Raw genomic sequence first — 12,993 nt, forward strand, 5'->3', positions numbered from 1 at the left:
CATGAAATCACTTCGAGTCGAAGCAGATCAACCATATAATGTCCATATCGGACTTGATGATGTATTTGAATTGTTCTCGAGCTCCTACCGCGAGCTATTAAATTCAGCTGATCGCATTGTGGTCATAGCGGATGAAAAAGTCGCTTCGCTCCATCTTGATTCGCTTTTGCCGTTTTTGCAGCCCAATGAAGTGAGTGTCTATACAGTTCCTTCCGGTGAGCAAGCGAAATCCATTGAAACGTTTATGGATTGCCAAAGCTTTTTATTGAAAGAGGGCTGTTCCAGAAAGTCGCTTCTTCTGGCGTTCGGCGGAGGCGCAACAGGAGACGTTGCCGGATTTGTGGCATCGACATTTATGAGAGGCATTCCGTATATCCAAGTCCCGACCACAATACTGGCCCATGACAGTGCGGTTGGCGGCAAAACTGCCATCAACCATATATTGGGGAAAAATATGATTGGAACGTTTTATCAGCCTGCAGCAGTGCTGTATAATATCCAGTTTCTGAAAACATTGCCTCAGCATGAAATACGGTCAGGTATGGCGGAAGTGATCAAGCATGCTTTTATTTCCAATGAAGAGTGGCTGTCTGAATTGCTGCACATTCATTCGTTCGGTGAGTTGAGGGATGAAGACTGGATGCTTCATTTGGAACGGGGAATAGCAGTAAAAGCAGCAATTGTTGAAGAAGATGAATTTGAAGGCGGCGTCCGGAAGTATTTGAACTTTGGACACACTTTAGCTCATGCGATAGAAGCTTATGTCGGATACGGCAAAATCACTCATGGCGAAGCAGTCGCTTTAGGCATGGCTTATGCATTGCTGTTATCCGGACATCCGCGTTTGGAAGAGTTTTTGGCCTGGTGCCAAGCTAATGGGTATCCGCTTGAGAGAATCCAGGAGATTTCTTTTGATGAAGTCATCGGTTATATGAAGAAGGATAAAAAATCTTCAAAAGGGTCGCTGAACTTCGTATTGCTTCAACAAACTGGTCAGCCGTATGTCGAAACGATTGATGAAGAACGGGCACAAGCCGCTTATGAACAACTACGCTTAAAAATAAGAGGGGTGTTATTATGATCCGAGGAGTTAGAGGAGCCATCACTGTGGCAGCCGATCGGCAGGAAGATATTTTGCGGGAAACGAGCCGCCTGGTTTTGGAAATGGCAAAAGAAAATGGGATAGAACCGGATGATGTGGCTTCTGTTATCATTTCAACAACGACCGATATCGCTTCGGCTTTTCCGGCAAAAGCGGTAAGAACACTTGAAAACTGGACTTACGTTCCTGTCATGTGTACACATGAAATGGACGTGCCAGGCAGTTTGCCGCTATGTATCCGCGTCATGATGCACGTCAATACAAATTTGGCTCAGCAGGAGATCCAGCACGTGTATTTGAATGATGCTGTGAAACTGCGTCCGGATCTAGTTAAAAACAACGAGGCGAAAATGCTATGAACCCCCAAGTGCTGATCATCGGGCTTGGCTTGATCGGCGGGTCATTGGCAAAAGCGCTGCAGCGGCATGCCGGCGTGCATGTGGCCGGTTATGATGCTGACCCGCATACAGCCAGAAAAGCTTTTAAAATGGGTATTATACATAGCTCACCGCCGTCTCTTGAAAGAGCAGCCGCTGAAGCGGATGTCATCGTTTTTGCGACACCGGTAGGCACAACGATCAAGTTAATGGAACAAAGCAAGTTTTGGGATTTGAAAGCTGGCGTCATTTTAACGGATACGGGGAGCACCAAAAATCAGATCATGGAAGCCGCTAAAAAATTGGACCATACATTCATTGGCGGACATCCGATGGTAGGTTCCCATAAAAGCGGTGTCGAAGCTGCAAAAGAGGTGTTGTTTGAAAACGCCTTTTATATCCTGACACCATTGGAAGGCACCAGCGAAGAAAGCATCTCATTTCTAAAAGAGCTTTTGTCGGTGACAAAAGCGAAAATCGAAGTGCTGAAAGCAGATGAGCATGATTATATGACGGCAATCGTCAGCCACTTTCCCCATCTGATAGCGGCATCACTTGTGCACCAATTGGCCAAAGAGGAAGAATATCCCTTTGCAAAGCAGCTTGCAGCAGGAGGCTTTCGGGATATTACCCGAATCGCTTCATCAAATCCGGAAATGTGGCGAGATATAACGACTCAGAACAATGGGATGATTGTCCAGCAATTGACCAATTGGATGGAGGAAATGGAACAGCTCCGAGACTTGCTGGCCAGAAATGAGCCGGAACCGATTCAACAATATTTTCAACGGGCTAAGTCGGTGCGGGATGAACTGCCGATTGCAGGACATGGGGCCTTGTATAGCGTTTATGACTTGTACATCGATATCCCCGACGTTCCAGGAAGCATTTCCGAACTGACCGGTTATTTGGCAGAAGAACAAATCAGCATTGTCAATTTACGGATACTGGAGACCCGAGAAGATGTCTTCGGGATTTTGGTCATCAGTTTCCAGACTCCTGAAGACCGTGAACGGGCAAAAGAATGCATTAATAAAAGAACAGCGTACGATACGTATATTTCCTGAAAGGATGGCAGTTTAATGACTTTAACTTTATCTTATTCAAACCCTTCATTAAAAGGAACCATACAAGTGCCGGGAGATAAATCAATTTCACATCGGGCGATTATGTTTGGTTCTATGGCAAGTGGGACAACGACAGTGGAAGGGTTTTTGCTTGGCGATGACTGTTTGAGCACCATTAGCTGTTTCCGGAAATTGGGTGTGGATATCGAGTTGACCGGAAAATCGGTCACCATCAATAGCGGTGGTGAAGAATCTTGGCAAGAGCCATCTGAAGTGTTGGATACAGGAAATTCCGGCACTACGACCCGGCTTATGCTTGGACTGCTCGCGGGAACTTCTTTCCATTCTGTCATGGCAGGCGATGAATCCATTGCGAAGCGTCCGATGAAACGGATTATTAATCCGTTGCGTGAAATGGGGGCGGATATCCGTGGGCGTCAAGACGGCCAATTTACGCCTCTGGCCATTCAAGGAACTAAACTGCAGGCAATCACTTACACATTGCCGGTTGCCAGTGCGCAGGTGAAATCGGCGATTTTACTGGCAGCATTGAAAGCAGAAGGCAAAACGATTATCATGGAACCTGTTCCAACACGCGACCATACGGAAATCATGCTGGAACATTTCGGTGCCAAATTGACAAGAAGAAATGATGGTGCCATTGAATTGGAAGGCGGCCAAAAGCTAAAGGCTGCCCATGTCGAAGTGCCGGGCGATATTTCTTCTGCCGCCTTCATGATTGGTGCCGCTTTGATTACAGAACAAAGCGAAGTAATGCTCACCAATGTGGGCAGCAATCCGACGCGAACCGGAATCCTTGATGTTATCAAACAAATGGGAGCAGATGTGGACTGGACTGAGAGAGCTGTTGAAGGGGAGCCTTCAGCCGATTTGACCATCCGTTCTTCTAAACTGAAAGGCATCGAAATTGGAGGAGAACTGATTCCAAGACTCATCGACGAGATTCCGCTTATTGCGCTTATTGCCACTCAGGCACATGGTACAACTATCATCAAAGATGCGGAAGAATTGCGTGTAAAAGAAACAGACAGAATCGCTGCAGTTGTTGCGGAATTGTCAAAAATGGGCGCTGATATTAAAGCCACTGATGATGGAATGATCATCAATGGACCGACAGCTTTGAATGGTGCTGATATGAAAACATATGGAGACCATCGCCTCGGAATGATGGCTGCAGTTGCGGCTTTGGCAGCAGAAGGAGAAGTGCATATTGACGACCCGGACTGCATTTCTGTATCGTTTCCAAATTTTGTCGAACAGATGAATTCGTTGATCAATTAACTCTCCATTTGGGGGGTTTTTTGTTATGATTCGAACACACTTTCGTGTAGGATGGAAGTATGAAACTGAAAGAATAGGTGATAGCATGACAAGCATTGAAGATATTCAAAAAGCAGTTGAGCAAGGGGATCCTGATTCCGTAAACGCTTTACTGGAACCTTATATGTTGAACGGTGATCCGGAGGAGCAATACGATTTATCCGAATGGTTAGCTGAAATCGGCTATGTTGAAGAAGCGATTAAAGTCCTCGAACATCTTCAGTATGTATTTCCGGGAGAATCTCAATTAAAAGTTGACCGGGCCAATTTGCTGATTGAAGTGGACCGGGAGGATGAAGCGCTTAATACCTTGATGGAGATTCCGAAAGACGACGAATTATACCCTCAGGCACTTGTCACACTGGCGGATCTATTTCAGCTGCAAGGGCTTCTCGAAGCTGCTGAAAGCCGCTTGAATGAAGCAATTGAGCTGCTACCGGACGAACCGCTGCTGCTTCAGGCAAAAGCGGAGCTGCTGTTGGATTCGGGACGCTATCTGGAATCCGCAAAAATTTACCAGGATTTAAAGGCGGAGCAAATAACAATAGAGGGAGTCAACCTTTCCGAAAGATTGGCGGAAGTTTACAGTGCAGGTGCGGCTTATGAAGAAGCATTGCCTTATTACGAAGAAGTATTGAAAGACCAGATTCAGCCGGATGTCTTGTATGGCGCCGCTTTTGCAGCATTCCAGACACGTCAATATGAATTGGCTGGGCACCGGTTAGGTAAATTGATTGAAATTGATCCCGATTATTTCTCTGCGTATATACTCCGTGCACAGAGTTTCAATATGGCAGAAGACTATGATGCCGCCTATACTGCAATTCTCGAAGGAATTGCCAGAGACGAATTTGGTAAAGAGCTTTATTTGTTTGCAGGGAAAATGGCATTGAAACTTGGCAAGGCTGAAGAAGGCGTCGATCATTTAAGGCAGGCGATTGCGTTAGATCCGGAATATATGGAAGCGATTTATACACTTGTTTCTTATTTCCATGCAGAAGAAATGGATGAAGATGTATTGGAGCTGGCTGAAAGCGTTGTGGCCAATGAAGATGACTGGGCAGGGCTTTACCCAATGATAGCTGAATCATATGAGCGGACTGAACAATTTGAAAAAGCAGCTGTCTATTTCGAAAAAGCGTATCCCGCTTTTCGCGATGACTCTAATTTTTTGGAGAAATATGCACGGTTTTTGATTGAGGAAGGGAAAAGAGACAAAGCCCTCGAAATCATTAAAGAACTTCAGGTGTTGGAACCGGAAAATCCCGAATGGTTTGATTGGCAACAGTCGTTTGATTGAAAGGAGGAGTTTTCATGACCGCTTATATTTCAGTAGGAGAAAAAAAGCAGTTTGTCCGCTGGTTTTTGCAGACCCACAAAATGAAAAGACGGGAATGCATTTGGATTCTCAACTATATGTTAAGCAATGAAGACCTGCTAGAAAAAACGCATTTTGTCGAAGAAGCACATTACTGTCCACGCGCAATGGTCATGTCCTCAACTGAATCGAAGGAAATCCCTTTCCGTTTTTATAAAGGGAATCTGATGACGGCGGATGCGGAAAAGTCGTTCCATGATTTGCGGCTCAACCCGGATGAGGATTTGTTTGTGCAGCTGAATTTCCCGAACCATCCACCTTCGGCATTGTATTTATCGGTGCTGGAAGAAAACCCATACATGCCGAAGCATGCAAGTATTACCGATGAAGACCGGCTGCTTGCTGAAAAAGTGCTGGAAGAAAGCATGACCGTTTTTCAAGAGGATACAATTTTGAAACAAATAGATGAAGCCCTCGATGCGAATGACCGTGAGAAATTCTTCGAACTTTCCGCATTGCTTCAATCCATCAAGGCTTTAAAGAAAACGGAGAGTGAATAAGCGATATGCATTTTTTAGGAAAAGAAATGGATCAATACCTGCAGCAAAAAGAGTACGTGGATACCGCGGTGGTTCCATTGGTTCAATTAGATTTGAGTCCGTCTGGGTTTAAAACGAGTGCGAGTGCTTCTGATTATCTTCAGTCGCTGGCTAATTTATTGGAAAAGCAGTTTAAAGGGCGCATCTTATTGTTTCCGCCTGTATCCTATTCAAAAGGTGCCGATCGTTCAAGATTGGCTGAAGAATTAACTAAAGAAATGGAAAATACAGCGTTTAAACATATCTTTTATATAACAACTGATGCCCAATGGCGGACCCTTCAGGAATTTAAAAATGTTCTTTGGCTGCCTGCAATTCCTATTGAAAGTATGGATCAATCGTTCAAGCAATCAGTCATGGAAGACCAGTTGCGGCAAGTGTTGCCGCTATTTATCAGCGAGTGGTCACAGCCTTCATGAAATGTTCACAATCTGTCACAATCGCTTCACTGCGATATTGACCTTAACATTTGATTGATATATCATTAGGTTGTCCTAGTAATTATATTTGAATTGAGTATGTCCATTGGACTGACCTTGAATGTTAGAGGGGGGAAAAGGATGAGTAATAATCGTGTATCACGACGTCAATTTTTGGGCTACACTTTAACAGGTGTTGGCGGATTTATGGCAGCAGGAATGTTAATGCCAATGGTACGTTTTGCGGTTGACCCGATTCTCCAAGAACATGGTTCTGGAGATTTCATTTTGACCGACCAAGCAGTAGCAGATTTAACTGAAGAGCCTGTACGCGTCGACTTCGCCTACGAGCAGGTGGATGCTTGGTATACATCTGAAGTAACTAGTTCAGCTTGGGTTTACAAAGAAGGGGATAAAATTGTTGCCCTTTCACCAGTCTGCAAACACTTGGGATGCACAGTGAACTGGGCGGCTGACCCGGAACACCCGACGCAATTCTTCTGCCCATGCCACGCCGGACGTTACGAAAAGAACGGCCAAAACGTACCAGGTACACCACCGCTTGGACCACTCGATGAATATCAAGTGGAAGAAAGAGATGGCTACTTGGCAATCGGAGCAATACAAGCAAACACATTAGTTTAATAGTTAGGGGGTACGACACCAGTGCTAAACAAGTTATATGATTGGGTTGATGAGCGTTTAGATATCACGCCGATCTGGCGCGATATTGCTGACCATGAAGTACCGGAACACGTAAACCCCGCACACCACTTTTCAGCATTCGTTTATTGTTTTGGAGGATTGACGTTCTTCATCACAGTAATCCAAATTTTATCCGGTATGTTCTTAACAATGTATTATGTACCAGATATTGAAAATGCATGGGAATCGGTTTATTATCTTCAAAATGAAGTCGCTTTTGGAGAAATAGTGCGTGGGATGCACCACTGGGGAGCTTCTCTTGTAGTTGTTATGATTTTCCTTCATACATTGCGAGTATTCTTTACAGGTTCTTATAAAAAACCTCGTGAATTAAACTGGATCGTCGGAGTTATGTTATTCGGTGTAATTCTTGGTTTAAGTTTTACAGGTTATTTGCTTCCATGGGATATGAAAGCATTGTTTGCGACAAAAGTTGGTATTGAAATTGCCGCTTCTGTACCGGTTATCGGTGAATCAATCAAAATTCTTCTTGCTGGGGATTCAACAATCCTTGGTGCACAGACTTTGACACGATTCTTCGCGATTCACGTATTCTTCTTACCTGCTGCTTTGCTTGGGTTGCTTGCAGCGCATTTCATTATGATCAGAAGACAAGGTATTTCAGGTCCGCTATAAAAAATTGCGGCCACAAGGATTTATTTAAGGAGGGGACACTATGCATCGCGGAAAAGGGATGAAATTCGTTGGGGATTCACGTGTACCAGGTTTGCAGCATCGTAAACCGAATATCCCTAAAGATTACTCCGAATATCCTGGCAAGACAGAAGCTTTCTGGCCAAACTTCCTTTTGAAAGAATGGATGATTGGTGCGGTCTTCTTGATTGGTTACTTGCTATTGACTGTCGCCCATCCTTCACCACTAGAAGGTAAGGCAGATCCGACAGATACAGGCTATATTCCACTGCCAGACTGGTATTTCTTATTCTTATATCAATTGCTTAAATATCAATTTGCATCCGGTCCATTCAACATCGTAGGTGCAATTATCATGCCAGGGCTTGCTTTTGGTGCATTGGCACTAGCTCCGTTCTTGGATCCAGGTCCGGAACGCCGCCCATCAAAACGTCCGCTTCCAACAGGCTTCATGCTTCTTGCAGTTGCGGCAATCATTTTCCTTACATGGGAATCAGTAGTGAACCATGACTGGGAAGCTGCTGAAGCACAAGGGCAAATCGTGGAAGAAGTGGCAATCGATACAGCAGATCCAGGGTATGAAATTTACTCAGGTGCCGCTTGTATCAGCTGTCACGGCGATAATTTAGAAGGTGCCGTTGGTCCAGCTCTTACTAACACAGGGCTGACTGCTGAAGAAATTGCAGAAATCGCTGTGAATGGTATTGAAGAAGATGGACAACAAAAAATGCCGCCATCATGGGAAGGTTCAGAAGAAGATCTTAAGATCATGTCTGAATTTATCGCTGGTCTAGGCGGAGAAGAATAAAAGTTGAAAAGAGCCGGGAAACCGGCTCTTTTTTGCTATCTGAAGGGAAGAATTTAATGATTTCTTTTGCGCAGAAAATTTCCGCCTGGCTGATGTTTCAGCCATTCCTTTGGCTGCTTTTTCTTATCAACCTGGGTGGTACGATTTATGGATACATATGGTATGGCTGGCAATTAAAAATAACGGAACCGAAATTCTTGATTTTTGTTCCGGACAGCCCGACAGCCAGCCTCTTTTTCACCATCGTTTTAGGCTTATGGCTCATAGGTAAAAGAAGCCCGATTTTTGAAGCTTTAGCATTTGTGACGTTGATAAAATATGGGCTCTGGGCCGTCGTCATGAACTTGCTGACTCTTGTAGAAACCGGATCAATCGGCTGGCTGGGGTGGATGCTCGTTGGCTCTCACTTTGCAATGGCGCTGCAAGCTGTTCTTTATATTGACCATTACCGCTTTGGCTGGCTGGCAGCCGCTGTTACAGCAGTCTGGACCTTGCATAATGATGTGATCGACTATGTCTTCGGGCAAATGCCGATTTATGGCAGCTTGGATGCCTACACCGCACAGATTGGTTATTTCACTTTTTGGCTGTCAATCGCGTGCATAGCTTTGTCATATTTCGTCGTATATCTCAATAAGCCGCACAGCGTTTCAGTTGACCATAGCTGACCAATGCTAGTAAAATGTAGGTATAAGCAGAATGGGAGGTGTGTTAACCAGATGAGTTTTATTGTCTATTTCATCCTTTTGCTGATTATTCCTATGTGGGCTCAATTTAAGTTAAAGAGAACATACGGCAAATATTCAAAAGTCCGCTCGACATCAGGCATCACCGGAGCGCAAGTAGCGCGTATCATTCTTGATAACAATGGATTGAATGATATAAAGGTAGTGGAGAGCCGTGGTATGCTGAGTGACCATTATAATCCATTGACAAAAACAGTGGCTTTAAGCAGCCATAACTATCATGAAGCATCAGTGGCTGGAACGGCCGTAGCTGCGCACGAAGTAGGGCATGCGATTCAGGACGCCGAGGACTATTCTTTCCTCCGTTTACGCCATCGCTTAGTGCCTGTCGTTAATATTTCATCCAATATGTCATGGGTCTTCATCATGATCGGGTTATTTTCAGCATGGAGCGGTGCCCTATTGATTGGTATTATTTTGCTCGCGGCAGGGGTAGTCTTCCAGCTCGTTACGTTGCCGGTGGAGTTTAACGCTTCAAGCCGGGCAATGGACCAATTGCTGGCGAATAATATCATCCGTAATGAAGAAGAGCGCCATGCGAAAAAAGTATTGAGCGCAGCAGCAATGACATATGTTGCAGCAACGGCTGTAGCAGTTATGGAACTTGCCCGTTTGCTGTTGATTTATACAAATATGGACAGATCTTAAGAAACAAAAAACCGTTCCGGATTTCTGGAACGGTTTTTTGATTACCTAGCTTCTATTTTCTATTGTCCAGTTCAGGCGACCAGCCCTTTGAGGTAGCTTCGATCCTACTGCAAATGGCAAAGAGCGCCATTCGCTGTAAGCCCTCCAGCGCTTGCCGGGGCTAGATGGTCGCCTTTGCTTTTCTTGTTGTCTAGCTGCAGCGGCCAGGTTCTCGGGACATAAGCCAATCCGGCTGTGCGGCAAAGAGCGCCGCTTCGCCGGCTCGTCTTATGCCGGTCGAACCTATACGGCCGCTTCCGCTTTTCTTGTTGTCCAGCTGCAGCGCCTAGTCTCTCGGGGTCTTAAGTCAGCCCAGTGTCTAGTTCAGTGCCTAGCTCTTCGGGGCATAAGCCATCCCAGCTGTGTGGCAAAATGCGCCACTTCGCTGGTCTGTCTTATGCCTGTCAGAGCTGAACAGGCACTTCTACTTTTCAAGACTGTACGGCAAAAACACGCCGTTTCGCTGGCTCGTCTTATGTCGGTCGAACCTATACGGCCGCTTCCGCTTTTCTTGTTGTCTAGCTGCAGCGCCTAGTCCCTCGGGGTCTTAAGTCAGCCCACCTGTACGGCAAAAACACGCCGTTTCGGTGGTCTGCCTTAAGCCTGTCGGGACTGGACAGGCGCTTCCGCTTTTCACATTACCCAATCGGTTGTTTTTGGTCGTCTAGTGTGAAACCTTCGCCCATTACGTCATGGACTTCCATCAAGGACACAAAAGCGTGGGGGTCTACGCTATTGATGATGTTCTTAAGCCTTACAATTTCGTTTTTTGCTACTACACAATAGAGAACTTCACGTTCTTCTTTTGTAAAATGGCCATAGCCGCGGAGAATAGTGATTCCCCGGTCCATTTCCTTCGCAATGCGGCTTGCAATTTCTTCTTGTGAATTCGAGATGATCATGGCTCCGCGTCCTGAGTAAGCTCCTTCTTGGACAAAGTCGATGACTCTGGCTCCAACGAACACTGCAACGAGCGTGTACATCATCGTGCGGTTATCCAGGAATGTTAAACGGGAGAGCGCTATGACGCAAGCATCAAATAAAAACATCGTCTTTCCCATGCTCCAGCCGCTGTATTTCTGAACCAGGCGAGCAATGATATCAACGCCTCCGGTAGTTCCGCCATAACGGAAAATAATGCCAAGGCCAACGCCGACGAACACCCCGGCAAAAAGAGTGGCTAAAAAGAGGTCCTCGTGCAAATTGATTTGAATTTCATAAATTAAAAATATTTTCAGAAATAAAGAGACAGCGAGAGTTCCGATGATTGTGTAAAGAAAAACCTTTTTGCCGAGCAGCTTCCAGCCGATAAAGAATAATGGAATATTTAATAATAAGTTCATTAATGCGGGATCCCATTCAAACAGGAAAAATAATATTAACGTAATGCCTGCGAATCCGCCTTCTCCAAGCTCATTCTGAATATTGAAGTGGACAAAGCCGAAACTGTAAATGGCCGATCCAAACAATATGAATAAGATGTTTTTCAACTGCAATTCTTTCATAAGATGTTCATCTCCTATCCGTAAACTCAACTTCTGTATTATCAGCTATAATATTGATTTTGACAACATCCTCCGTTTTCTTTACGATGAAATGAGGAGTGTGATGATATGAGCGGAGAGAAAACAATGAAGCAGCTTCAAAAAGATGTTGACGAGTATATCGGACAATTTGAAGAAGGCTATTTTAGCCCAATGGAATTGATGGCCCGGCTGACAGAAGAATTAGGGGAATTGTCCCGTGAAGTGATGCATGAATATGGACCAAAGAAAAAGAAGGCAACAGAAGAAGCTAATACGATAGAAGCGGAAATGGGCGATTTGCTGTTTGTCTTAATATGCATGGCAAATTCAATGGACATCGACTTGGCGCACGCCCATGACCGAGTCATGGAAAAATTCAATACAAGAGATAAAAATCGTTGGACACGAAAGGAAGATGGAAAATGACAATTCGAGTGGCGATTGCAGGAGCAAGAGGGAAAATGGGCCAGGAGGCCGTACATACTGTCATGAAGAACCAGGAGATGGAATTGGTTTCCGTACTGGACTATAAAGATATCGGTGCTACTTTAGCTGAAACCGGCTTATTCCCTGAAAATTACACAGTTCCAGTGTTTACGGATCTAGAGAAATTACATGCAGAGTCACGACCGGATGTTTTAGTTGATTTAACATCGCCCGAATCGGTATACCAACATACCAAAGGGGCGTTGGACTTGAAAATACGCCCGGTTGTAGGTACCACTGGATTTTCGGATGAAGAGCTTGAGGAACTAACACAGTTATCAAAAGATACAAAAGTTGGCTGCATTATTGCTCCGAACTTTGCAGTTGGTGCTGTCTTGATGATGAAATTTGCCGAGCAGGCAGCCAAATATTTGCCGGATATAGAAATCATCGAGATGCATCATGACCAAAAATTAGATGCTCCTTCCGGTACTGCCATGAAAACAGCACATTTGATCTCCGAGCACCGTCCTGTCCATGTACAAGGGCATATCCGGGAAAAGGAAACGCTGCCGGGAGCAAGAGGAGCCGATTATGACGGCATGCGCATTCACAGTGTCCGGTTGCCGGGCCTTGTAGCCCATCAGCAGGTATTGCTTGGAGGGGAAGGCCAGCTGTTAACGCTCCGCCATGATTCGTTTAACCGCGGTTCATTCATGTCCGGAATAGTGCTGTCGATTAAAACCGTTATGGAAACAGAAGAATTGATTTATGGACTAGAACATATTATCAGCTAAAGGAGGTTGTTTGTATGAAAATCGCATTAATTGCACATGATCGTAAAAAAGATGATTTAATTCAATTTGTAACAGCCTATCAGCCGATTTTATCCGAACATTCCCTTTATGCTACCGGCACTACTGGGAAGCGCATTATTGAAGGCACCGGGTTGGATGTTATCCGATTTCGTTCGGGGCCGCTTGGTGGGGATCAGCAAATCGGGGCAATGATTGCCCAAAATGAGATGGATATGGTCATTTTCTTCCGGGATCCTTTAACGGCACAGCCTCATGAACCGGATGTATCGGCTTTGATACGCTTATGCGATGTCTATGGAGTGCCGCTGGCTACGAATATGGGGACAGCTGAAGTGCTTTTGCAAGGACTTAAAGAAGGCTTTATTGATTGGCGCTTGATAAGCAAAGAGAGAGAGTAAGG

At 45.0% G+C, this 12,993-nt stretch carries 16 protein-coding genes; 15 read left to right on the top strand and 1 reads right to left on the bottom strand.

Annotation, left to right across the window (positions count from 1 at the left end; genetic code table 11):
• The first annotated feature begins 1 nt into the window (after window position 1).
• The 12 genes from aroB to AC3AQ9_RS02310 all read left to right on the top strand — a co-directional run bounded on the left by aroB (window position 2) and on the right by AC3AQ9_RS02310 (window position 9,784).
• Window positions 2-1,081, top strand: a complete 1,080-nt coding sequence (gene aroB / locus AC3AQ9_RS02255) for a 3-dehydroquinate synthase (protein WP_488305828.1) — start codon at window positions 2-4, stop codon at window positions 1,079-1,081.
• Entirely contained in the window at window positions 1,078-1,461 is a 384-nt protein-coding gene (gene aroH / locus AC3AQ9_RS02260) for a chorismate mutase (RefSeq protein WP_488305829.1), read from the top strand. The genes aroB and aroH overlap by 4 nt, the downstream gene beginning before the upstream one ends.
• Complete coding sequence (locus tag AC3AQ9_RS02265; RefSeq protein WP_488305830.1) at window positions 1,458-2,546, top strand: prephenate dehydrogenase; 1,089 nt, start codon at window positions 1,458-1,460, stop codon at window positions 2,544-2,546. The genes aroH and AC3AQ9_RS02265 overlap by 4 nt, the downstream gene beginning before the upstream one ends.
• A gap of 15 nt (window positions 2,547-2,561) precedes the next feature.
• A complete protein-coding gene (aroA, locus tag AC3AQ9_RS02270) occupies window positions 2,562-3,848 on the top strand; it encodes a 3-phosphoshikimate 1-carboxyvinyltransferase (RefSeq protein ID WP_488305831.1) in 1,287 nt (428 codons plus the stop codon).
• An 85-nt stretch (window positions 3,849-3,933) separates the two neighbouring features.
• Complete coding sequence (locus AC3AQ9_RS02275) at window positions 3,934-5,187, top strand: tetratricopeptide repeat protein (RefSeq protein ID WP_488306807.1); 1,254 nt, start codon at window positions 3,934-3,936, stop codon at window positions 5,185-5,187.
• Window positions 5,188-5,201: 14 nt separating this feature from the next.
• On the top strand, window positions 5,202-5,765 hold the full coding sequence (locus AC3AQ9_RS02280; protein WP_488305832.1) for a ReoY family proteolytic degradation factor: 564 nt from the start codon (window positions 5,202-5,204) through the stop codon (window positions 5,763-5,765).
• A 5-nt stretch (window positions 5,766-5,770) separates the two neighbouring features.
• Window positions 5,771-6,223 carry a DUF2487 family protein gene (locus AC3AQ9_RS02285; protein WP_488305833.1) on the top strand — a complete coding sequence of 151 codons (453 nt, stop codon included), beginning with the start codon at window positions 5,771-5,773 and terminating at the stop codon, window positions 6,221-6,223.
• Between the two features lie 141 nt (window positions 6,224-6,364).
• Entirely contained in the window at window positions 6,365-6,868 is a 504-nt protein-coding gene (locus AC3AQ9_RS02290) for a QcrA and Rieske domain-containing protein (RefSeq protein ID WP_488305834.1), read from the top strand.
• A gap of 21 nt (window positions 6,869-6,889) precedes the next feature.
• Entirely contained in the window at window positions 6,890-7,564 is a 675-nt protein-coding gene (gene qcrB / locus AC3AQ9_RS02295; protein ID WP_036801924.1) for a menaquinol-cytochrome c reductase cytochrome b subunit, read from the top strand.
• Window positions 7,565-7,604: 40 nt separating this feature from the next.
• Entirely contained in the window at window positions 7,605-8,390 is a 786-nt protein-coding gene (locus tag AC3AQ9_RS02300; RefSeq protein WP_488305835.1) for a c-type cytochrome, read from the top strand.
• 56 nt (window positions 8,391-8,446) lie between these two features.
• Window positions 8,447-9,058, top strand: coding sequence for a lipoprotein heptaprenylglyceryl N-acetyltransferase LhaT (gene lhaT / locus AC3AQ9_RS02305; protein WP_488305836.1), 612 nt, complete (start codon window positions 8,447-8,449; stop codon window positions 9,056-9,058).
• A 51-nt stretch (window positions 9,059-9,109) separates the two neighbouring features.
• Complete coding sequence (locus AC3AQ9_RS02310; RefSeq protein WP_488305837.1) at window positions 9,110-9,784, top strand: zinc metallopeptidase; 675 nt, start codon at window positions 9,110-9,112, stop codon at window positions 9,782-9,784.
• Window positions 9,785-10,461: 677 nt separating this feature from the next.
• Here the strand turns inward: AC3AQ9_RS02310 and AC3AQ9_RS02315 are convergent.
• A complete protein-coding gene (locus tag AC3AQ9_RS02315; RefSeq protein WP_488305838.1) occupies window positions 10,462-11,328 on the bottom strand; it encodes a YitT family protein in 867 nt (288 codons plus the stop codon).
• A 108-nt stretch (window positions 11,329-11,436) separates the two neighbouring features.
• Between AC3AQ9_RS02315 and AC3AQ9_RS02320 the strand changes: the two genes are divergently transcribed.
• Genes AC3AQ9_RS02320 through mgsA form a run of 3 tightly spaced genes read left to right on the top strand, consistent with a single transcriptional unit; the run spans window position 11,437 to window position 12,991 of the window.
• Window positions 11,437-11,775: a nucleotide pyrophosphohydrolase gene (locus tag AC3AQ9_RS02320; RefSeq protein ID WP_488305839.1), complete on the top strand. Its 339-nt coding sequence runs from the start codon at window positions 11,437-11,439 to the stop codon at window positions 11,773-11,775.
• The gene (gene dapB, locus AC3AQ9_RS02325; protein ID WP_488305840.1) at window positions 11,772-12,572 is read left to right on the top strand and encodes a 4-hydroxy-tetrahydrodipicolinate reductase; all 801 of its coding nucleotides are present in this window, start codon (window positions 11,772-11,774) and stop codon (window positions 12,570-12,572) included. The genes AC3AQ9_RS02320 and dapB overlap by 4 nt, the downstream gene beginning before the upstream one ends.
• A gap of 14 nt (window positions 12,573-12,586) precedes the next feature.
• Window positions 12,587-12,991 (top strand): methylglyoxal synthase, encoded by a 405-nt coding sequence (mgsA, locus tag AC3AQ9_RS02330; RefSeq protein WP_488305841.1) that lies wholly within the window; start codon window positions 12,587-12,589, stop codon window positions 12,989-12,991.
• Window positions 12,992-12,993 lie beyond the last annotated feature (2 nt).

It is taken from the genome of Planococcus sp. VCh962, assembly GCF_057748275.1.